16 protein-coding genes are annotated in these 18,489 nt (G+C 63.6%); 9 read left to right on the top strand and 7 right to left on the bottom strand.

The genetic code is table 11. From position 1 onward, the window contains the following. Position 1: 1 nt before the first annotated feature. The 4 genes from MUG94_RS12360 to MUG94_RS12345 all read right to left on the bottom strand — a co-directional run bounded on the left by MUG94_RS12360 (position 2) and on the right by MUG94_RS12345 (position 8,256). On the bottom strand, positions 2-1,534 hold the full coding sequence (locus tag MUG94_RS12360; protein WP_227892050.1) for an ABC transporter permease: 1,533 nt from the start codon (positions 1,532-1,534) through the stop codon (positions 2-4). A 115-nt stretch (positions 1,535-1,649) separates the two neighbouring features. After that, a complete protein-coding gene (locus MUG94_RS12355; protein WP_227906354.1) occupies positions 1,650-3,404 on the bottom strand; it encodes an ABC transporter family substrate-binding protein in 1,755 nt (584 codons plus the stop codon). Positions 3,405-3,743: 339 nt separating this feature from the next. Further along, complete coding sequence (locus MUG94_RS12350) at positions 3,744-4,343, bottom strand: GDSL-type esterase/lipase family protein (protein WP_227906353.1); 600 nt, start codon at positions 4,341-4,343, stop codon at positions 3,744-3,746. Between the two features lie 64 nt (positions 4,344-4,407). After that, positions 4,408-8,256 carry a multifunctional oxoglutarate decarboxylase/oxoglutarate dehydrogenase thiamine pyrophosphate-binding subunit/dihydrolipoyllysine-residue succinyltransferase subunit gene (locus tag MUG94_RS12345; protein ID WP_227906351.1) on the bottom strand — a complete coding sequence of 1,283 codons (3,849 nt, stop codon included), beginning with the start codon at positions 8,254-8,256 and terminating at the stop codon, positions 4,408-4,410. Positions 8,257-8,782: 526 nt separating this feature from the next. Here MUG94_RS12345 and MUG94_RS12340 point away from each other — a divergent pair. From MUG94_RS12340 to MUG94_RS12320, 5 genes are all read left to right on the top strand, one after another. Beyond that, a complete protein-coding gene (locus MUG94_RS12340; protein ID WP_227906349.1) occupies positions 8,783-10,216 on the top strand; it encodes a hemolysin family protein in 1,434 nt (477 codons plus the stop codon). Continuing rightward, on the top strand, positions 10,213-11,283 hold the full coding sequence (locus MUG94_RS12335; RefSeq protein ID WP_227892043.1) for a hemolysin family protein: 1,071 nt from the start codon (positions 10,213-10,215) through the stop codon (positions 11,281-11,283). Before MUG94_RS12340 ends, MUG94_RS12335 begins: the two co-directional genes overlap by 4 nt. A gap of 118 nt (positions 11,284-11,401) precedes the next feature. Further along, complete coding sequence (locus MUG94_RS12330) at positions 11,402-12,385, top strand: metal ABC transporter solute-binding protein, Zn/Mn family (RefSeq protein ID WP_227906348.1); 984 nt, start codon at positions 11,402-11,404, stop codon at positions 12,383-12,385. Continuing rightward, positions 12,382-13,197: a metal ABC transporter ATP-binding protein gene (locus tag MUG94_RS12325; protein WP_227906343.1), complete on the top strand. Its 816-nt coding sequence runs from the start codon at positions 12,382-12,384 to the stop codon at positions 13,195-13,197. Before MUG94_RS12330 ends, MUG94_RS12325 begins: the two co-directional genes overlap by 4 nt. Next, positions 13,184-14,053 (top strand): metal ABC transporter permease, encoded by an 870-nt coding sequence (locus MUG94_RS12320; RefSeq protein ID WP_227906342.1) that lies wholly within the window; start codon positions 13,184-13,186, stop codon positions 14,051-14,053. The genes MUG94_RS12325 and MUG94_RS12320 overlap by 14 nt, the downstream gene beginning before the upstream one ends. A 7-nt stretch (positions 14,054-14,060) precedes the next feature. Here the strand turns inward: MUG94_RS12320 and MUG94_RS12315 are convergent, their stop codons facing one another. After that, positions 14,061-14,483 carry a Fur family transcriptional regulator gene (locus MUG94_RS12315; protein ID WP_227892039.1) on the bottom strand — a complete coding sequence of 141 codons (423 nt, stop codon included), beginning with the start codon at positions 14,481-14,483 and terminating at the stop codon, positions 14,061-14,063. Between the two features lie 190 nt (positions 14,484-14,673). Here MUG94_RS12315 and MUG94_RS12310 point away from each other — a divergent pair, with 190 nt between their 5' ends. From MUG94_RS12310 to MUG94_RS12300, 3 genes are all read left to right on the top strand, one after another. Further along, positions 14,674-15,348: an MBL fold metallo-hydrolase gene (locus MUG94_RS12310; protein ID WP_227906339.1), complete on the top strand. Its 675-nt coding sequence runs from the start codon at positions 14,674-14,676 to the stop codon at positions 15,346-15,348. Further along, on the top strand, positions 15,345-16,217 hold the full coding sequence (locus tag MUG94_RS12305; RefSeq protein ID WP_227906336.1) for a sulfurtransferase: 873 nt from the start codon (positions 15,345-15,347) through the stop codon (positions 16,215-16,217). Before MUG94_RS12310 ends, MUG94_RS12305 begins: the two co-directional genes overlap by 4 nt. A 126-nt stretch (positions 16,218-16,343) precedes the next feature. Beyond that, positions 16,344-16,772 (top strand): HIT family protein, encoded by a 429-nt coding sequence (locus tag MUG94_RS12300; protein ID WP_227906334.1) that lies wholly within the window; start codon positions 16,344-16,346, stop codon positions 16,770-16,772. 13 nt (positions 16,773-16,785) lie between these two features. On the opposite strand, the gene MUG94_RS12295 is transcribed toward MUG94_RS12300, so the two are convergent. Further along, positions 16,786-17,046, bottom strand: a complete 261-nt coding sequence (locus MUG94_RS12295) for a hypothetical protein (RefSeq protein ID WP_227906332.1) — start codon at positions 17,044-17,046, stop codon at positions 16,786-16,788. 90 nt (positions 17,047-17,136) lie between these two features. Continuing rightward, a complete protein-coding gene (locus MUG94_RS12290) occupies positions 17,137-17,394 on the bottom strand; it encodes a hypothetical protein (RefSeq protein ID WP_227906330.1) in 258 nt (85 codons plus the stop codon). Positions 17,395-18,289: 895 nt separating this feature from the next. Here MUG94_RS12290 and MUG94_RS17350 point away from each other — a divergent pair. Then, positions 18,290-18,439, top strand: a complete 150-nt coding sequence (locus tag MUG94_RS17350) for an LPXTG cell wall anchor domain-containing protein (RefSeq protein ID WP_227906352.1) — start codon at positions 18,290-18,292, stop codon at positions 18,437-18,439. Positions 18,440-18,489 lie beyond the last annotated feature (50 nt).

The raw sequence follows: 18,489 nt of genomic DNA, 5'->3' as shown, positions 1-18,489 counted from the left end.
ATCAATTCAGGCTAATGCGCGGGTCGAGGAACGCGTACGCGATGTCGGCCAGCATGTTGAAGGTCACCGCAGCCACGCCGGTCACCAGGAAGAAGGCCATGATGACGTTGGGATCCACATTGGTCAGGCCGTCCGTAAACATCTTTCCCATACCACTCCAGCCGAAAACGGCCTCGGTGATGACGGCACCGCCCAAGACTCCGGCGAAGTCGAACGCCATCAGGGTGGTAATGGGGATCATGGCGTTGCGGAAAGCGTGCTTGACGACCACCGACCGCTCGCTCAAGCCCTTGGCCCTGGCGGTGCGGACATAGTCCTGGTTCATCACCTCAAGCATGCTGGCCCGGGTGTAACGGGTGTATGTGGCAAAGGAAATCAGCATGATCGCGATGGTGGGAAGAACCAGATAGAGGGCGTAGTCCAGGTTGATCTCCCAGAAAGTGCCCTGCAGGTTAGGAGTCGAGGACCCCGTGGTGGGAATGGGTCGGCCGCCGTTTTTACGGGCGAGCGACGGGTAGGCACTTAGCAGTGCATCAATGAACACAAAGAACCCAATGGACAGCCCGATGACTGCGGTCAGGTTGCGGGTCTGCTTGGCATAGGGGCCGCCGACAAAATGACCGATGGCGAGCGATACCAGCAGCGTGAGGACAGCGAGGCCGGCAATGATGCCCCAATTGGGATCCTGCATGAGCGGCTGGGTCACCAGGTAGCCGACGTAGCCAACTGCCGCCGTGGCGAGGGCAGCGTTGACAATCCGGCGCCGGCGGAACCCGGCAAGCATGGCGGTAATGCCCAGGGCCAGGCCAAAAGCCGTGATCAGGAGGCCGATGGGGCCAAGACCCGGGGTCTTGAACCAGTTGGAGACCAACAACAGGTAGAACAGGACCGAGGTGGCAACGGCGGCGATGGCGAAGACACGCAGGTGACGCTTCCTGTCGCCGCCGAGCACCACAGCCGCGACGACGCCAACCACCAGGCCTACGGCGGCTATGCCCAGATAAGACATTTGTGGATCGGCCAGCCAGGTGTTCAGATCAATCGCCAGGTACTGCTTGAGCAGCGTGGAGAGCCAGAACAGCGGCATGGAGAAGAGCAGGAAGGCAACAAAGGTGATGGAGTAGTCAAAAACACTGTACTGGCGCAGGGCCGTGACGAGCCCCACGGCGACACCGAGGACGAGGGCAATCAGGGTAGCGACGACGACGAGGCGGAAGGTGGACCCGATGGCTGTCTGCAGCTGATCGATTACCGGACTGCCGGCACGGTTGAGCCCGAGTGTACATTCGGCACCCCCGGGGATCATGCAGCGGCCCACTTCCTGCAGCCAGAGGAGGTAACGGACGGCGACGGGTTGGTCGAGATGAAGTGCTGCTGTCCGCTGCGCGATGCGCGACTCACGTTCGGCGCTTTGGAGTTCGATGAGGTCAGCAAGGGGATCGCCCGAGTTGACGGCAAGGATGAACATCAGCACCGTGGCGGCCAAGAGAATAAAGAACGAGGTCACCGCTCTTTTGAGGATGAAGTAGAACACCGAAGGCTCCTATTGGGGGGTGGTACGTAAAGCCGCTAGCGGGGCAAAAGTTTGGGATGGGCAGACCGTGGGTCTGCCCATCCCGCTTTCTAACCGTTATGGCGTGATGCCTTGGTTAGGCCTGCTTGGTCCACTTGTAGGCGTTCCAGGTGACGCCGCTCTGGGTGGGGTTGTAAACCACTTCCTCCATGCCGGAGTTGTGGGCAACGATGTCAGCGTTGGCGAAGAGGAGGACGTTGTAGACGTCCTTGGAGAGTTCCTCTTCGAGCTGGATCTTCAGTTCCTTCACCTTGTCGGCGTCTGTGGTCTGGGCAATTTCGTCCCACAGCTCGTCGACCTTTTCGCTCTCGAACTTGCCGTAGTTCTGCACACCCTCGGAGTCGTAGATCGACTGTCCGCTGGCTACGAGGCCGGAACCGGCCCAGCCGAACAGTGCAGCGTCCCAGGAGCCAAGCTCATCGAGCTTCTTGGTCCACTCGGCATCCGGGGTGGCAATGATGTTGAAGCCGGCCTGGTCGCAGGAATCCTTGATCAGCGCGGTCATGTCTGCGCGGACCTGGCTGGCTGAGGAGAACAGTACGCGGACGTCAACGGGCTCGGTCTTTCCGGCCTCGGCCATGAGGGACTTGGCGCCTTCGAGATCAACTTCGTCGTAGTCGCTGGCAGAGGGTGCACCCTCGAGGATCTCGTCATACTCGGGCTGCGAGGGCTGGTATTCGCGCAGGTTGACCACGGTGGCTTCGGGGTCAACCGGCTTGACGAACTTGTCAACGATGTCCTGGCGCGGAACGCACTTGGAGAATGCCTGGCGAACCTTGATGTCCTTGAATACGCCGTTCTCGGACTGGTCCAGGTCAATGTGCGAGAAGGTCATGCCGGTACCGGTGAGCATCGTGACGGAGTCGCCGATGGCTTCGATCTGGTCCTTGGTGTCACCGGTGGGGCCGGACGGCTCAATGATGTCCACATCGCCGTTCTGCAGTGCCTGCACGGCTTCGGTGTCTGCGATGGTCTTGAAGACGATGCTCTCGGTGGCGCCTGTGCGCTCTTCGCCCCAGTAGTTCTCGTTCTTCGTCAGCGTCAGGTTTCCACCGGCTGCATTGTCCAGCTTGTACGGGCCGGAGGAGGGGATGAGTGCGGTGTCCGGCAGCGAGGGGAGGCCTTCGGCATAGCCCCAGCCGGTGTTCCAGAACTCGGCAACGGGCTTCAGCGACGCCAGGTCGTTGTCCTGGATGGCCGCAACAAGTGCTTCGCCGTTGTTGTCGGTGCTCAGTCCGCCCTGCTCCGCCGCAACGTGGGCCGGCATGAGGGAGCCGATCATGAGGTTTTCCCAGTCAGCGTACGGCTGCTCGAAAACGTAGGTGAATTCCTTGTCGCCGGCTTCGCCTTCGGGCATTGCCAGGTACTCGTAACCGTTGTTGGAGGAGGGCTGGAAGATCTCGGCATCTCCTTCGACCACTTTGCCGGAGAAGGCGGCCCAGTTCATCAGCACGTCATCGAAGTCGATGGGTGTTCCGTCGGACCACTGGGCATCCTCGTTGATCTTGTACTCAACGGTCAGGGGATCGTCACTGGTCTTTTCGAAGGTGCCGAACTCTTCGTTGCGGATGACGCCCTCGGGGCTGTACTCCGAGAAGTTGCTGTGGACCAAGTTGTCCACGTACGTGTTGTACACGCTGTTGGACTTGGACGTTCCACCGTTGTAGAAGTCGGGGGCCTGGCTGATGGCGACTGAGATGGTCGACGCGAGGTTGGCGTCCTCAGTGGTGTCGCTTTCAGCGGTTTCTCCGCCTCCGGCTGAGCCGCAGGCGCCCAGGAAAAGGGCTCCCACGGAAAGTGCGGCAAGAGTTGCCGTGCGCTTTGTACGCATTCGTAGTCCTAACTTGTGATGAAGTCGTCAGGAACCACCACTGGCGGCTCCCCCAAGCGATCGTGATGACCGCCACATGTTCCGAAAGACTAGCCACTAAATGTTTCGACTGTGCTAACTGTGAACGGACGTTAACCGATTGTTACCTCCGGAGCGGATGCCAGGGCCTGTGCAGGAAGGTGCTTCCCGGGCATCCGACAGCCGAAATACCGCGGGGCAGCAGGGAACTTCCCGAAACCGTTGGCCCGGGCAGGTGGGAAACTACTCGAAAGAATGCGTCTTAACGTGAAGAGGGCCCCGGCGTGTCGCCGGAGGCCCTCCTGATGTTTTCTCGAGTATTCAGTTCATATCCGGAAGATCCAGCCAGCGGTACCAGCCGCGGTGAAGGACCAGCCAAGCCATCAGTCCGTAACCCGCCTGTCCCGGGGTGCCGCCGTTCGACGCCAGATCCGTGCGCCACTGTTCGTGGTTAAGCAGGGGGGTCAGGGTGTCCACGTACACATGCTTGCGCCGCGTGGTCACATCGCCAAAGGCGGCTGACAAATCCGAAAGGCGGCGGTTCCGCTCGGCATCGAGTCCCGGCGGCGGTCCCACGACGAAGACTTTGATGCTCATCTGTGCCGCACCGTCGAGGATGTTTGCGAGGTTGAGGCGGCTTCTCGCCGTCGACAGGTTGAGATCAAGGTCCCGGTCGGAAAGCCCGATCACCAGCCGGTTCTCGCAGTGGTCGTCGAACCGGCGGCCGGCTTCCTGCAGCCAGCGGTTCGCCAGGGATTCGGTTCCCTCCTGCGGCGCGGCCAGGGTGTATGCCTGAACGTTCACGTTTTCGGGGGTGGTGCGGGCCAATACGCGGCCCAGCCACCCCAGGGCGCGAGGGTCGCCGTGCCCGGCCAGCAGCTCGTCGCCGACGGCTGCAAGCCTGATTTTGCGTTGTTCCACTAGTCACCTTCTCCGGTCACAAAAAACGGGGTGGGGCGCCAGCGGCGCCCCACCCCAACTTAGCCTACTGACGCTCGAAGGCCTTCTTGACGAGAATGTCCTGCTCCACGGCGTGCCGCTTCGCTGAACCGGTGGCGGTGGACGCGGACGCCGGACGTGATACCAGGCGCAGCGGGCGGTCCAGCTGTGTCGGCAGGTTCAGGCCGATGAACGGCCACGGACCCTGGTTGGCGGGCTCATCCTGCGCCCAGACGACGTCGGCGTTCGGGTACTTGGCGACGGCCGCCTGGATCTCCGCAACGGGCAGCGGGTAAAGCTGCTCGACACGGACAATGGCGGTCTTCTCGTCACCCGTCTTTTGCCGGTTGGCCAGCAGATCGTAGTACAGGCGGCCGGAGACCAGCAGCACCCGGTCGACGGCGTTTGAATCCAGGTCTGCGTGCTCCGGGATGACCGGCTGGAACGAACCCTGCGTGAAGTCTTCCACCGAGGTTGCTGCCGCTTTCAGGCGCAGCAGCTGCTTCGGAGTGAAGATGATCAGCGGCTTCCGCGGCCGGCTGTAGGCCTGGCGGCGCAGCAGATGGAAGTGGGAAGCACCCGTGGTGGGGTTTGCCACAATCATGTTGTCTTCGGCACACATCTGCAGGAAGCGCTCAATCCGGGCGGAGGAGTGATCCGGGCCCTGGCCCTCGTATCCGTGCGGAAGCATCAGCACCAGCGAGGAACGCTGGCCCCACTTCTGCTCGGCTGAGGAGATGAACTCATCGATGATGGTCTGTGCGCCGTTGACGAAGTCGCCGAACTGGGCTTCCCAGAGCACGAGTGCATCCGGACGTTCAACCGAGTAGCCGTATTCAAAGCCCATGGCAGCGAATTCGGACAGCAGCGAATCGTAGATCCACAGCTTCGCCTGGTTCGGATCCAGCTCGGCCAGCGGCATCCACTCGGCGCCGGTGGCGCGATCGTGGAAGACCGCGTGGCGCTGGGTGAAGGTGCCGCGGCGTGAGTCCTGGCCGGCGAGACGTACGGGGACGCCTTCCATGACCAGTGAGCCAAACGCTGCGATTTCCGCAAAGCCCCAGTCGATGCCGCCTTCGCGGGACATCTGCTCACGCTTTTCCAGCAGGGCCTTGAGCTTCGGGTGGACCGTGAAGCCTTCGGGCACTGCCACGTGGGCCTTGCCGATGTGTGCAAGGACTTCGGAGGAGATAGCCGTGGAGGCAGGGGAAACGATGGTGGTTCCCTCCTGCTGGGCCGCGGGGCGCTCCAGGTCCGAGACCGCTTCGGTGTCCTTGGAGATGACCGGCAGGGGAGAGGTCTGGGCGGCGTGCGTTTCGGCAAACACCCGTTCCAGGCGGCCCTGATAATCGCGCAGCGCCTGTTCGGCTTCATCCTGGCTGATGTCGCCGCGTCCGATGAGGGACTCGGTGTACAGCTTCCGCACGGAGCGCTTGGCCTCGATCAGGCTGTACATCATCGGCTGCGTCATCGAAGGGTCGTCGCCTTCGTTGTGTCCGCGGCGGCGGTAGCAGACCATGTCAATAACGACATCCTTGTGGAAACGCTGGCGGTAGTCGTAGGCCAGCTGTGCAATGCGCACAACCTGCTCCGGGTCATCGCCGTTCACGTGGAAGATCGGAGCCTGCACCATCTTGGCAACGTCGGTGGAGTACACCGAGGAGCGCGATGATGTGGGTGAGGTGGTGAAGCCAACCTGGTTGTTGACCACAACGTGGATGGTTCCGCCGGTCCGGTACCCGCGCAGCTGCGACAGGTTCAGGGTTTCCGCAACCACGCCCTGGCCTGCGAAGGCGGCGTCGCCGTGGATGAGGATCGGCAGGACAGGGAATTCGTCGCCCTGGTCCAGGCGGTCCTGCTTGGCACGCACGATGCCTTCAAGGACGGAGTCCCCGGCTTCGAGGTGGGACGGGTTGGCCGCCAGGTACACCTTGGTCTGGTTGCCGTTGTCCGAGGTGAAGGTGCCTTCGGTGCCGAGGTGGTACTTCACGTCACCGGAGCCCTGGACGCTGCGCGGGTCCTGGGTGCCTTCGAATTCGCGGAAGACCTGGGCATAGGTCTTGCCGGCGATGTTGGTCAGTACGTTCAGGCGGCCGCGGTGGGCCATGCCGATGCCGACTTCAGCCATGCCGTCGTCGGCGGCACCGGAAATCACGGCGTCCAGCAGCGGAATCAGGGATTCGCCGCCTTCCAGGGAGAAGCGCTTCTGGCCGACGAACTTCGTCTGCAGGAACGTCTCGAAGGCTTCAGCCGCGTTGAGCTTGCTCAGGATGCGCAGCTGTTCTTCGCGGGTCGGCTTGCTGTACTTGGTTTCCAGGCGTTCCTGGAACCATTCGCGCTCGGCCGGATCCTGGATGTGCATGTACTCGATGCCGGCGGTGCGGCAGTAGGCATCGCGGAGCACACCGAGGATCTTGCGGAGCTTGAGCATGGGCTTGCCGCCGAAACCGCCGGTGGGCCATTCCCGGTCCAGGTCCCAGAGCGTCAGCCCGTGGTTCAGGATGTCCAGGTCCGCGTGGCGGCGCTGGACGTATTCCAGCGGGTTGGTGTCCGCCATCAGGTGGCCGCGGACACGGTATGCGTGGATCAGCTGCTGGATGCGCGCAACCTTGTTGACCTGCTCGTCCGGGTTGACCTGGATGTCGGGGCTCCAGCGGACGGGCTCGTACGGAATCCGGAGGGACTCGAAGATCTCGTCGTAGAAGCCCTGCTCGCCGAGCAGCAGCTGATGGATGATGCGCAGGAACTCGCCGCTGCCGGCACCCTGAATGACACGGTGGTCATAGGTGGAGGTCAGGGTGATGATCTTGGAGATGGCGTTGCGGGCGAGAATCTTCTCGTTGGATCCCTGGAACTCGGCCGGGTAGTCGAGGGCGCCGGCGCCAATGATGCAGGCCTGGCCCTTGGACAGGCGGGGGACGGAATGGACCGTTCCAATGCCGCCCGGGTTGGTCAGGGAAATGGTGGTTCCCTTGTAGTCGTCCGCCGTGAGCTTGCCGTCGCGGGCCTTCTTCACGAGGTCTTCGTAGGCGTGCCAGAACTCCGAGAAGTTCAGTGTTTCAGCCTTCTTGATGTTCGGGACCACGAGCAGGCGGGTGCCGTCCGGCTTGGGCATGTCGATGGCCAGTCCGAAGTTCACGTGGGCCGGCTGCACCGCTACAGGCTTGCCGTCGACGACGTCGTAGTACACGTTCTGCGACGGGAACTGCGCGGCGGCGCGGATGATGGCGTAGCCGAGCAGGTGGGTGAAGGAGATCTTGCCGCCCCGGGCGCGTTCCAGGTGGCTGTTGATGACGATGCGGTTGTCGATCAGCAGCTTTGCAGGCACGGCACGCACAGTGGTTGCCGTGGGGACGCTCAGGCTCAGGTCCATGTTGGTGGCGATGGCCTTGGCCGGGCCGCGCAGGACGTTGACCTTGTCCTCTTCAGAGGGAGCACTGGTGGGCTGCTTCTTGGGCAGCTGCGCCGGAATCGGCGGGGTTTTGCTGTCAGCTGCCTTGTTCTCGGCTGCTTCGCCCTTGCCGGAGGCCGGCTTGGAATCCTTGGCAGCAGAGTTGGATGCTGCGGATTCCTTGGCAACCGGAGGCTTGCCGGACTGCTGGGTGGAGGCGGGGGACTCGCCGGAAGCCTTCGGCTTGGCGGATTCGGCCTGCACTACCGGAAGCTGGCGCGTTGTGGGATTGGCGCCAAGTTCGCTGGGGGCTGCCGATCCGTTTCCGTTGGAAGTGCTCGAACCGGAGGCCTGGGCCTCCTCGTTCTTGAAGGAGTCGAAAATGCTCCACCACTTCTTGTCAACCGAGTTTTTGTCCTTGAGGTACTGCTCGTAGAGTTCATCGACAAGCCACTCGTTGCCGCCGAATTCTTCCGGCAGCCGGTGGTTGGATTGGTCTGGCACTGTTAATACGCCTCTTCCATGAGTTGCCTTTTGCCCTGATTGGCACCATGTCTGAGGGCTTAAAGCCTCAAAGCTCACTGGTGCGGCCCGGCCGGTGCGCAGTGACCGAGACTTCATGCCAGTCTAGTGACATAGCGGGACAACTGGCCAATTTCGTTTGACATCTGTGACTGACGGGGTAACCCGGCTAACCGCTTCAGTCAGTTTGAGCCGCGAGCCGGGTTGGCATTTTTACGGTGGCGCCCGAATGCCAAACCTGTAAACTGAAAATCTCATGGACAGTTTCTCTAGGCGCCGGCCTGCGTCCCCTTCCGCTCCTGCGGACCGCACGCACAGAGCCGGCCATTCCCGAACCCAATCACCTCGCACCCCCGGTGCCGCATCGGAGCCTTCCAGACCGGCTTCGGCCGATCACCCTCCGCCTGACCCGCGCCGCGGACTCTTCCCTGCGGGACTTCCACCCGCGCTTCCCCGATTAAACCGAGCGGCGGCCACGAGCCCCCTGGCTGCGGCGGTGGGAGCCTAAATGGAATGGCTTTATCTCCTTTGTGGCTTGGTGCTGATTCTCGGCACCGGCTTTTTTGTGGCTGTGGAGTTTTCCCTGGTGGCCCTCGACCAGCCCACGGTCCGCCGGGCCGTGGAGAACGGCGACAAGGGCGCGGAACCGCTGCTGCGCTGCCTGACCTCCCTTTCCACCCAGTTGTCCAGCTGCCAGCTGGGCATTACGCTCACTACGCTGCTCACCGGGTTCGTGATGGAGCCGTCCGTGGGCAGGCTGCTGAAAGCCCCGCTGGCCGGACTCGGCCTTCCGCCTGTCGCCGTGGATTCCGTCTCCGTGGTGGCAGCCATGATCCTGGCGACGTTCCTGTCCATGCTCCTGGGGGAACTGATCCCCAAGAACATGTCCATTTCGCTGCCGTTCCGGATGGGGCGGGCACTGGCGCGGCCGCAGCTGGCCTTCACCGTGGTGTTCAAGCCGGCCATCCTGCTGCTGAACGGTTTCTCCAACAAAGTCCTGAACCTCTTCGGCCTCGAAGCCAAAGAGGAGGTTTCCGGAGCACGCACACCGGCTGAGCTTTCCTCCATGGTCCGACGGTCAGCCGAAATGGGCACCCTGGACCAGGGAACGGCCAACTTCCTGTCCCGCACGTTCTCCTTCGCGGAACGGACGGCAGCCGACGTCATGACTCCCCGGATCCGGCTGGAGACCATCGACTCCGAGCAATCGGTGGCGGACGTTATTGAAGCGGCCCGCCGCACCGGGTATTCGCGCTTTCCCGTCCTGGGCGATTCCCCGGACGACATCAGGGGCGTTGTGCACGTCAAGAAAGCGGTGGCTGTGCCGCGCAGCCGGCGGGCTGACCTGCCGGCGGGCGCCATCATGAGCGAGGTTCTCCGGGTGCCCGAAACGGTTCACCTGGACAGCCTGCTCTCCGAGCTTCGGGGCGCGAACCTGCAGCTCGCCGTCGTTCTCGATGAATGGGGCGGAACCGCCGGCGTCGCCACCCTTGAAGACCTGGTGGAGGAGATCGTGGGCGAAGTTTCCGACGAACACGACAAGATCAAGCCGGGCGTGCTGCAAAGTGCCGCCGGTGCCTGGTACTTCCCGGGCATCATGCGCCCCGATGAGGTCTCCCGGCTCGTGCCGCTGCTGCACATTCCGGATGAAGCCGGCTACGAGACGGTGGGCGGTTACATCATGGCCGAGCTGGGACGGATCGCGGCCGTGGGCGACCGCGTCAGCGTTGAAGGCGGGCTCCTTGAAGTTGAACGCATGGACGGCCGCCGTATTGACCGCGTGAGCTTTATTCCGCAGTACGACGACGACGATCCTGCGGCTGTCGACGAGAGCGTCCCGGCGGCTTCACAAAAGCCCGAGCCGAAGCGGCCCGAGTCGAAAAGCCCAGCCCGGGTTGACGCTCCGGTGAAGGATGCTGCCGGCAAGGGGGAGCGGCGATGAGTGACCTGATGGGCATTTTCTGGCTGGTGGTCCTGCTGATTGGCAACGCCTTCTTCGTGGGCGGCGAGTTTGCCGTCATGTCGGCGCGCCGCAGCCAAATTGAACCGTTGGCCGATGCAGGGTCCAAGCGTGCAAAAACCACCCTGTGGGCAATGGAAAACGTGTCTCTGATGCTGGCCTGCGCCCAGCTGGGCATTACCGTGTGTTCCCTGCTGATTCTCTCCGTGGCCGAACCCGCGATCCACCATCTTCTTGCGGCTCCGCTGGAAGCCCTTGGGCTGCCGGTTGAGTTTGCCGACGGTGCCGGGTTCCTGGTGGCGCTGCTGATCGTCACTTTCCTGCACGTGACCTTCGGCGAAATGGTGCCGAAGAACATCTCCGTGTCCGTGGCGGACCGGGCGGCGCTGCTGCTGGCGCCTCCGCTGGTCTTCATCTCCCGGGTGGTCCGGCCGATCATCTTCAGCCTCAACTGGCTGGCGAACCACGCGCTGCGCGTCATGGGCATAACTCCGAAGGACGAGGTGGCCTCGGCTTTCACCCTGGAGGAAATGCAGTCCATCGTGCAGGAATCCACCAAGCACGGGTTGGTTGCCGATGATTCCGGTGTCATTTCCGGTGCGCTCGAATTCTCCGGACAATCGGCCGGCACGGTCATGGTGCCGCTCGATGAACTTGTCACGCTCAGCACCGACACCACGCCGGCGGAGTTTGAGAAGGCAGTGGGGCGCACGGGGTTCTCGCGGTTCGTACTCATGGATGAGCGCGGAAACCTGACGGGCTACATGCACCTGAAGGACATCATGGCCATGCCCGTCGACTCCTACGACCGGCCGCTGACCGAAAACAAGGTGCGGACGCTGGCGAACCTGCGGCTGGAGGACGGCATTGAAGATGCCCTGGCCACCATGCAGCGAACCGGCTCCCACCTGGCCCGCGTGCTGGGTCCGGACAACCAGACGCGCGGGGTGCTCTTCCTGGAGGACATCATCGAGCAGCTTGTGGGTGAGATCCGCGACGCAACCCAGGCCCAGGGATTCCGCAGGTCCGGAGAAAGCTATTCCGAGTAGCCGGGTGAAAGCACTCCCGTTACAGATGCGAATGATTCGCGTTTAGGTTATGCTGTGGGGAGTTCCGCACGTGGAACTCCCCACCATCCTTTAAGCCCCGACAGGGAAACAAACACTTATGCGACGACCTTCCGTCCGTCTTGCCGGGATACTCCTGGCCGGCGGCGCCCTGACTCTCTCCGGCTGCACCGGCGGCTCCGGCTCCGGTTCCTCCGCCGGGAGCGGTGAAGGAACGCTTGACGTGGTTGCTTCCACGAATGTCTACGGAAACATCATGGAGACGGTGGGCGGGGACCATGTCAGCGTCTCGTCGATCATCGACCGGCCCAGCCAGGACCCGCACTCCTATGAAGCAACGGCCCGGGACAAGCTCGCCGTCTCCGGAGCGGACCTGGTGGTGCTGAACGGCGGCGGCTATGACACCTTCATGGAGACGCTGGTGGCCGATTCCGGCATCGAAAGCGCGGACGTCCTCAACGCCGTGGAGATCTCCGGGCTGGAGGAAGCCGACGGCGAAACAACCGACGACGACTCCCGCACCGCCGAGGGCGGACACGATCACAGCGGACACTCCCACGGTTCCTTCAACGAACACGTCTGGTACAGCCCCGAGGCGATGGGCCTGCTGGCCGAGGCCGCCGCCGAACGCCTGGCCACGCTGGATCCCGACAATGCCTCCGCCTACCGGGACAATGCTGCGACCTTCAACAGAGGCATCCAAGACCTCACTGCAGACCTCGCGGAAGATAAGGCAGCGGCCGGCGGCAGGGATGTGGCGCTGACGGAGCCCGTTCCGGAATACCTGTTCAACGCCGCCGGCCTGCACAACGTCACCCCGGCGGACTTCACTTCGGCCGTGGAGGAAGGCGCCGACGTTCCTCCGGCAGTGCTGAAGGAAATGCAGGATCTGCTGCGCTCCGGCGACATGGCGTTCCTGGCCTACAACACCCAAACCTCCACCGCACAGACCGAATCCGTCCGCGCCACCGCCGAAGACGCAGGCGTACCTGTGCTGGACTTCTCCGAAACCCTTCCCGAGGGTCAGGACTACCTGACCTGGATGGGCTCCAACGTGACCTCAATCGACGACGTGCTAAGGTGACCGGTCCCGTTGTCCGGCTCCGGAGCGCCGGCCTGTCCTTCGGTTCCCGCACCCTCTGGGACGGTTTGGACCTGGACATTAATGCGGGTGAATTCCTGGCGGTGCTGGGGCCCAACGGCTCCGGCAAGACAAGCTTCCTGAAGGTCCTGCTGGGTCTGCAGCAGCTGAGCCGGGGAACGGTGGAGATCAACGGCAAACCCGCCCAGCGCGGCAGCCGCGACATCGGCTACATTCCCCAGCAGAAGGCCTTCGGCCCTGGAACCCCCCTGCGGGCAAGAGACCTGGTGGGTCTCGGCGTCGACGGCAACAAATGGGGACTGCGGCTGAACCGCGCTCCGGTGCGCCGGAGGGTGGACGATCTCCTGGAACAGGTGGGCGCCACCCGGTACGCCAATGAACCCGTGGGGATGTTGTCCGGCGGCGAGCTCCAGCGGCTGCGTGCCGCGCAGGCACTGGCCACTGATCCTGACCTGCTCCTCTGCGACGAACCGCTGCTGTCCCTGGACCTGCACCACCAGCAGGCCATCAGCGCCCTGATCGACCGCCGCTGCCATGAGCAGGGCTCGGCCGTGGTGTTCGTGACGCACGAAATCAACCCCGTGATCGACTACGTGGACCGCGTGCTGTATCTGGCCGGCGGCACCTTCCGCACCGGAACGCCGTCGGAGGTGCTGCGGTCGGACGTGCTCTCGGAGATGTACGGAAGCCGGGTGGAAGTGCTGCGCAGCCACGGCCGCATAGTTGTCCTCGGCATTCCCGACGCGACCACCCACGTCCACGGCGAGAGCGAGGATGACCATGGACTTGAGTGAATTCTTTTCCGCAGTCTTTGACTTCAGCGACTACGGGCAGCTCCTGCCGCTGGTCGCCAATTCCATCTGGGCAGCAGCCATCCTCGGGCTGGTCGGCGGCCTGATCGGGACCTTCGTCCTGATGCGGGACCTCGCCTTCGCCGTACACGGCATCGCCGAATTGTCCTTCGCCGGCGCAGCGTTTGCACTGCTGATCGGAGCCAACGTGGTCTTCGGTTCCCTGGCGGGTTCCGTGGCTGCTGCTGTGCTGCTGGCGGTCATGGGCCTCAAGGCACGGGACCGGAACTCCGTGACGGGAGTGATCATGCCCTTCGGCCTGGGCCTGGGCATCTTGTTCCTCGGCCTTTATGAGGGCCGCTCAGCCAATAAGTTTGGCCTGCTCACCGGGCAGATCGTTGCCGTTGACACGGTTCAGCTGAACCTGCTGGCCGGCACCGCCGTCGTCGTCATAGCCGGACTGGTCCTGATCTGGCGGCCGCTGACCTTTGCCAGCGCGGACCCCGAACTGGCCGAAGCGCGCGGTGTTCCCGTGCGCGTGCTGTCCATTGTCTTCATGATCCTGCTGGGGCTCTCCGTGGCCCTGTCGATCCAGGTGGTGGGTGCACTGCTGGTGCTCTCGCTCCTGATCACGCCGTCGGCCGCGGCACTGCTGGTGACGTCCTCGCCGCGGCTGGTCGTGCTGCTCAGCGTGCTGTTTGCCGTGACGTCGGCGGTGGGCGGAATCCTCTTGGCGCTGGGCGGGCGGATTTCGATCAGCCCGTACATCACCACCATCTCGTTCCTGATCTATATCGTCTGCCGGCTGATCAAACGGATGCGGACGAAGAGTCGGGTGCGGGCGAACGCTGCCGCGTAGCGGATCCTCAGGCGCTGCATTCCGGGCAGAGGCCGAAGATCTCCACCGTGTGGGCCACATCGGTGAAACCGTACTGTTTTCCCAGACCCGCAGCCCAGGCTTCCACAGCCGGCGCTTCCACTTCCACGGCCTTGCCGCAGTTTCGGCACACCAGATGGTGGTGGTGGTGTTCGACGGCGCAGCGGCGGTAGAGCGCCTCCCCGTCGCCGGTTCGCAGCACGTCCACCTGGTTCTCTTCCGCCATGGACTGAAGGATGCGGTATGTGGTGGCCAGGGAGACGCTGTCACCGCGCTCGTGCAGCAGGCGGTAGAGCTCTTGCGTGCTGACGAAATCATCCAGTTCATCCAGGGTCCGGCCGACGGCGAGGCGCTGGCGCGTGACCCGCTGTTCCGGGGTCCGCTTCGCTGGGCGGGACGTCTCGGATGACATGCTCCTCCTTGGAACGGTGGTGCCGGTGCCGGTGCCTGTGGCTCCGGCAGGGCAGCAGCGGAACATGAACTTTCCTCAGCCCGCGCTGCCTGCGCAACTTCCAGATTATCGCACCGGCTCAGTAAGAGTCCCTGCGGGTCACCGCGAACCCTTCCGGTGAAGAAGCGGTGCTGAGGGGTACTGTGACCCTATGAAAATGACCAAGTACACCCATTCCTGCGTGCGGCTGGAGCGCGACGGCAACGTGCTCGTACTGGATCCCGGTTCGTTCTCCGAAGTCGAGGAGGCCCTGGACGGTGCGTCAGCCGTGTTGATCACCCATGAGCACGCCGATCATCTGGACCGGGACCGGGTTCTGGCCGTGATGCAGGCGAACACCGGCCTGGCCCTCTACGCACCGGCGTCCCTGGCCGCGGAGCTGCGGTCGGCGCTGACCGCCGGCAGCACGGACAGCGGCGCCGCGGATCGGATCATCGATGTAGAACCCAACACCACTTTCGCGGCTGCCGGCTTTGAGGTGCGGTCCTTCGGAGGGCAGCACGCGCTGATCCATCCGCTGGTGCCGCTGGTGGCCAACGTCGGCTACCTGATCGACGGCACCCTGTATCACCCGGGGGATTCCTTCGTGATTCCGAACGGGCTGACGGTGCAGACCCTGCTGGTTCCCATCCATGCCCCCTGGTCCAAGGTTGGGGAGGTCATCGACTTTGTCATTGCCTCCGGAGCGGAACGCGCCTATCCCATCCACGATGCGCTCCTGAACGAGCGCGGACTGGGCGTAGCTGAGAACCATGTCGCCCGCTTCGGGGAGTTGTACGGAACCGTGTACCAGCACCTGTCCACCGGCGAATCGGTGCAGGTATGAGCGGGCCGGTTATCGATGTCCACGCCCTGCAGGAACTGCTGGCCAAAGGTGAGCCGGTGGTGCTGCTGGACGTGAGATGGGCGCTGGGCCACACCGACGGACACAAGCAGTTTGAGCGCGGACACATCCCGGGCGCCGTCTATGTGGATTTGGAAAAGGAACTGGCCGCTCCGGCCGGGAATGGTTCCGCGGGACGGCATCCGCTGCCTGACCCGGAAGACTTTCACCGCACGGTCCGCCGCTGGGGGGTCAACGCCGGGGATACCGTGGTGGTGTATGACGCTGTGAGCGGCACCTCCGCTGCCCGTGCCTGGTGGCTGCTGCGCCACGCGGGACTGGAGGACGTCTACCTGCTTGACGGCGGCGTCGTCGCCTGGCACCGGGCCGGTTTCGCGCTGCAGGGCGGGGCCGTGGTACCCGCTCCCGGGAATGTCGAGCTCTCCTGGGGCCGGATGCCGGTCCTGGAGATGTGGGATGTTCCGGCGGTCGTGGCAGCGGGGCGGCTGCTCGATGCCCGGGCCAGGGACCGCTACCGCGGCGACCGTGAGCCGGTGGACCCGCAGGCAGGCCACATTCCCGGTGCAGTCAATGCCCCCACCCCGCAGAACCTGACTGAGCAGGGTACGTTCCGCACGCCGGAGGAACTGCGCGCCGCTTATGAGGCGCTGGGGGTGCGCCGTGAGGCCCCCGTGGCCGTGTACTGCGGATCCGGCATCAGCGCAGCCCACGACGTTGTGGCCCTGGAAATGGCCGGCTACCGGGCCGCGCTGTATCCCGGGTCGTGGTCCCAGTGGTCATCGACGAAGGGCTCCCCGGTTGAAGTGGGAACGCAGGCAGGGGAATGGCCGGGGACAGTCAAAAAGCGATAGCGTCTAAGCATGATGACCGGCCGACCCGTTCCGCCGCCCCTGCGCTTGAAGGCGGCTGCCAATGCGCAGCCGTCCGCCGCTGCGCGGAACACGTCCACTTCCACCACCCCGTCCCCAGGAGAACCCATGCCCACTCTGTTCACCAAGATCATCAACGGCGAGATCCCCGGCCGCTTTGTCTGGAAGGACAACGACGTGGTGGCGTTCCTGAGCATCGGCCCGCTCAGCGACGGACACACCTTGGTGGTGCCGCGGCAGGAGATCGACAAGTGGACCGACGCCCCGCCGGAACTGCTGCAGAAGCTGACCGCAGTGGCGCAGATTGTGGGTCAGGCGCAGATAGCCGCTTTCGGCTCGGAGCGGGCTGGGCTGAGCATTGCAGGCTTCGAAATCGACCACCTGCACCTGCACGTCTGGCCCACCAATTCCCTGCAGGACTTCGACTTCAGCCGGGCCGATTCCAACCCTGATCCCGAACGCATGGCGGCCAACGCGGACAAGCTGCGGGAGGCACTTCGCGCCGCCGGGCACGGGGAGTTCGTGCCGGAGTCATAACAATCAGCCGGAATCAGGGGCGGGGAAACCTGCCCCTTTCTGCTGTCTGCTGCCGGCTTGCGAGCCAATCCCAAAGGAGCCGGGAGGTGTGCCGCCCGTGGCTGCGCAGATGCGGGCTGGCCGCAACCTCCGGCTGGTTCCCCGAATCGAGCATGTAGTTGAGCAGCGCCGCCAGCCACGCGTCGATGTACTCCGGCGGCACGCCCCGGGTCAGAGAGGACCCGCGCAGCCAGGCATCGGCGTCGAGCCCGCCGCCCCGCGCGTAGGGGAGCACCCCCACCCAGTCTGTCCACGGCGCGCCGGTGCCCAGAAAATTCCAGTCGCATACAAGTGCACGCCCGAGCTGATGAGGATGTTGTCAGGCCTAAGGTCGCCGTGGAGGACGGCGTCGCCGGCCAGAGCTTCCGGGCTTGGCGAAAACCTCCGAGCCGCCGGTGCAGGTGAGTACGGCGGCGAAACCGTTGGTAAAGCCGCCGCCGGCGCTGCGCACTGACGTGATGCTGCCGCCGATGTACAAGGCCAGCCGCTCATGCAGGGCTGCGGGCAGTTCGGAGAAGGCTCGGCGCCGGGCCGTCCGGCGGTAATCGGGTACGGGCACCAAGTTCTCTGATATCTGCTGCATCTGGACAGCATATTGTCGCAGGTCGGAACAGCAGGCACCGGTTTCGCGACGATGCTGCTGCAGTTTGGGAAGCCCCTCCGTTTTGGGAAACACCTCCGGTCCGCAGTGGCAGGAATTTCCCTGACCGGTCGATGTTTCCCAAAGCGGAGGGAAGCCCACCCCCTTATGTCTCAAGCAGGGACACAGTCCGGGACAGGGGGCACACCCACAGCACTTACCGGAGGATGCACAAGTGTTCTTTGTAGCCTTATGGAGGAACGCACCCCAAACTACTGCGGTCATTCTGCAATCCAGAGCCCAAGATGATGCCGGTGGTGCCATCTTTCGATCATTAAAATGGAAAATGCAGAATTGCAGCGGAAACTAACAACCCTTGTAACGGGTATGTCCGTTCTGGCGGGGTGGTCGGTCGCGGTAACAATTCAGGTCCCCAGACTTTGCTGGCGACCCAGTCGGGTTGGCGCACATTCTCCGGTGTGTGGGACATGCTGCCCGCTGGTTTAGCGGCCAGGATTGGGCTCTAAACCAGTACACCGTCGAATTCGAAGTTCCGGGTGCGTACACATACCCGCCGATTCTTACTCCCACTGAAGAGTTTCCCCTCAATGCACGACTGGTGGATTACTGGAATAATGATCTGGACAACATATGGGTAATCCCTGACTGCCCGGAACCGGAACCGACTCCGTCCCCAACCCCGGATCCCGCCCCTGAGACGGGTTTGTTCCCGTCGCCGTCGCCGTCGCCGTCTCCGTCGCCGTCGCCGTCTCCGTCGCCGAGCCCGTCTCCGTCACTGGATCCTTCTCCGACCCCTGATCCTGCACCACCTGCATGACCTGCGAATGCTGCTCCTCCGACTGTTCGGGTCACTCTCCCGGGCACCCCTGGCGCAACAATTCGTGTCACAACTGACGGGGCCCCAGTCGTTCGTGAGTCCGGACTAGCCAACACCGGAACGCACGGAACGTGGGCGGCTGTCGCTGGAGGACTTGTCCTCAGCTTCGGCGCGGCGCTGGTGCTGATCTCGCGACGCCGGAGGGCATAGGCCCAACGCGCAAACTGGTGGTGTACCCGAAGTGCTTCTGCACGAAGGGT

It is taken from the genome of Arthrobacter gengyunqii, from assembly GCF_023022985.1.
In the GTDB taxonomy this organism is placed as follows: Bacteria; Actinomycetota; Actinomycetes; order Actinomycetales; family Micrococcaceae; genus Arthrobacter_B; species Arthrobacter_B gengyunqii.
This window is presented reverse-complemented; position numbering and strand designations above follow the sequence as displayed.

What these genes read in the sequence shown, in the direction of transcription:
- MUG94_RS12355 (WP_227906354.1), bottom strand. Translation starts at nt 3,404, where the DNA reads ATGCGTACAAAGCGCACGGCAACTCTTGCCGCACTTTCCGTGGGAGCC.
- MUG94_RS12340 (WP_227906349.1), top strand. Translation starts at nt 8,783, where the DNA reads ATGGAATGGCTTTATCTCCTTTGTGGCTTGGTGCTGATTCTCGGCACC.
- MUG94_RS12335 (WP_227892043.1), top strand. Translation starts at nt 10,213, where the DNA reads ATGAGTGACCTGATGGGCATTTTCTGGCTGGTGGTCCTGCTGATTGGC.
- MUG94_RS12330 (WP_227906348.1), top strand. Translation starts at nt 11,402, where the DNA reads ATGCGACGACCTTCCGTCCGTCTTGCCGGGATACTCCTGGCCGGCGGC.
- MUG94_RS12320 (WP_227906342.1), top strand. Translation starts at nt 13,184, where the DNA reads ATGGACTTGAGTGAATTCTTTTCCGCAGTCTTTGACTTCAGCGACTAC.
- MUG94_RS12315 (WP_227892039.1), bottom strand. Translation starts at nt 14,483, where the DNA reads ATGTCATCCGAGACGTCCCGCCCAGCGAAGCGGACCCCGGAACAGCGG.
- MUG94_RS12310 (WP_227906339.1), top strand. Translation starts at nt 14,674, where the DNA reads ATGAAAATGACCAAGTACACCCATTCCTGCGTGCGGCTGGAGCGCGAC.
- MUG94_RS12305 (WP_227906336.1), top strand. Translation starts at nt 15,345, where the DNA reads ATGAGCGGGCCGGTTATCGATGTCCACGCCCTGCAGGAACTGCTGGCC.
- MUG94_RS12300 (WP_227906334.1), top strand. Translation starts at nt 16,344, where the DNA reads ATGCCCACTCTGTTCACCAAGATCATCAACGGCGAGATCCCCGGCCGC.
- MUG94_RS12290 (WP_227906330.1), bottom strand. Translation starts at nt 17,394, where the DNA reads ATGCAGCAGATATCAGAGAACTTGGTGCCCGTACCCGATTACCGCCGG.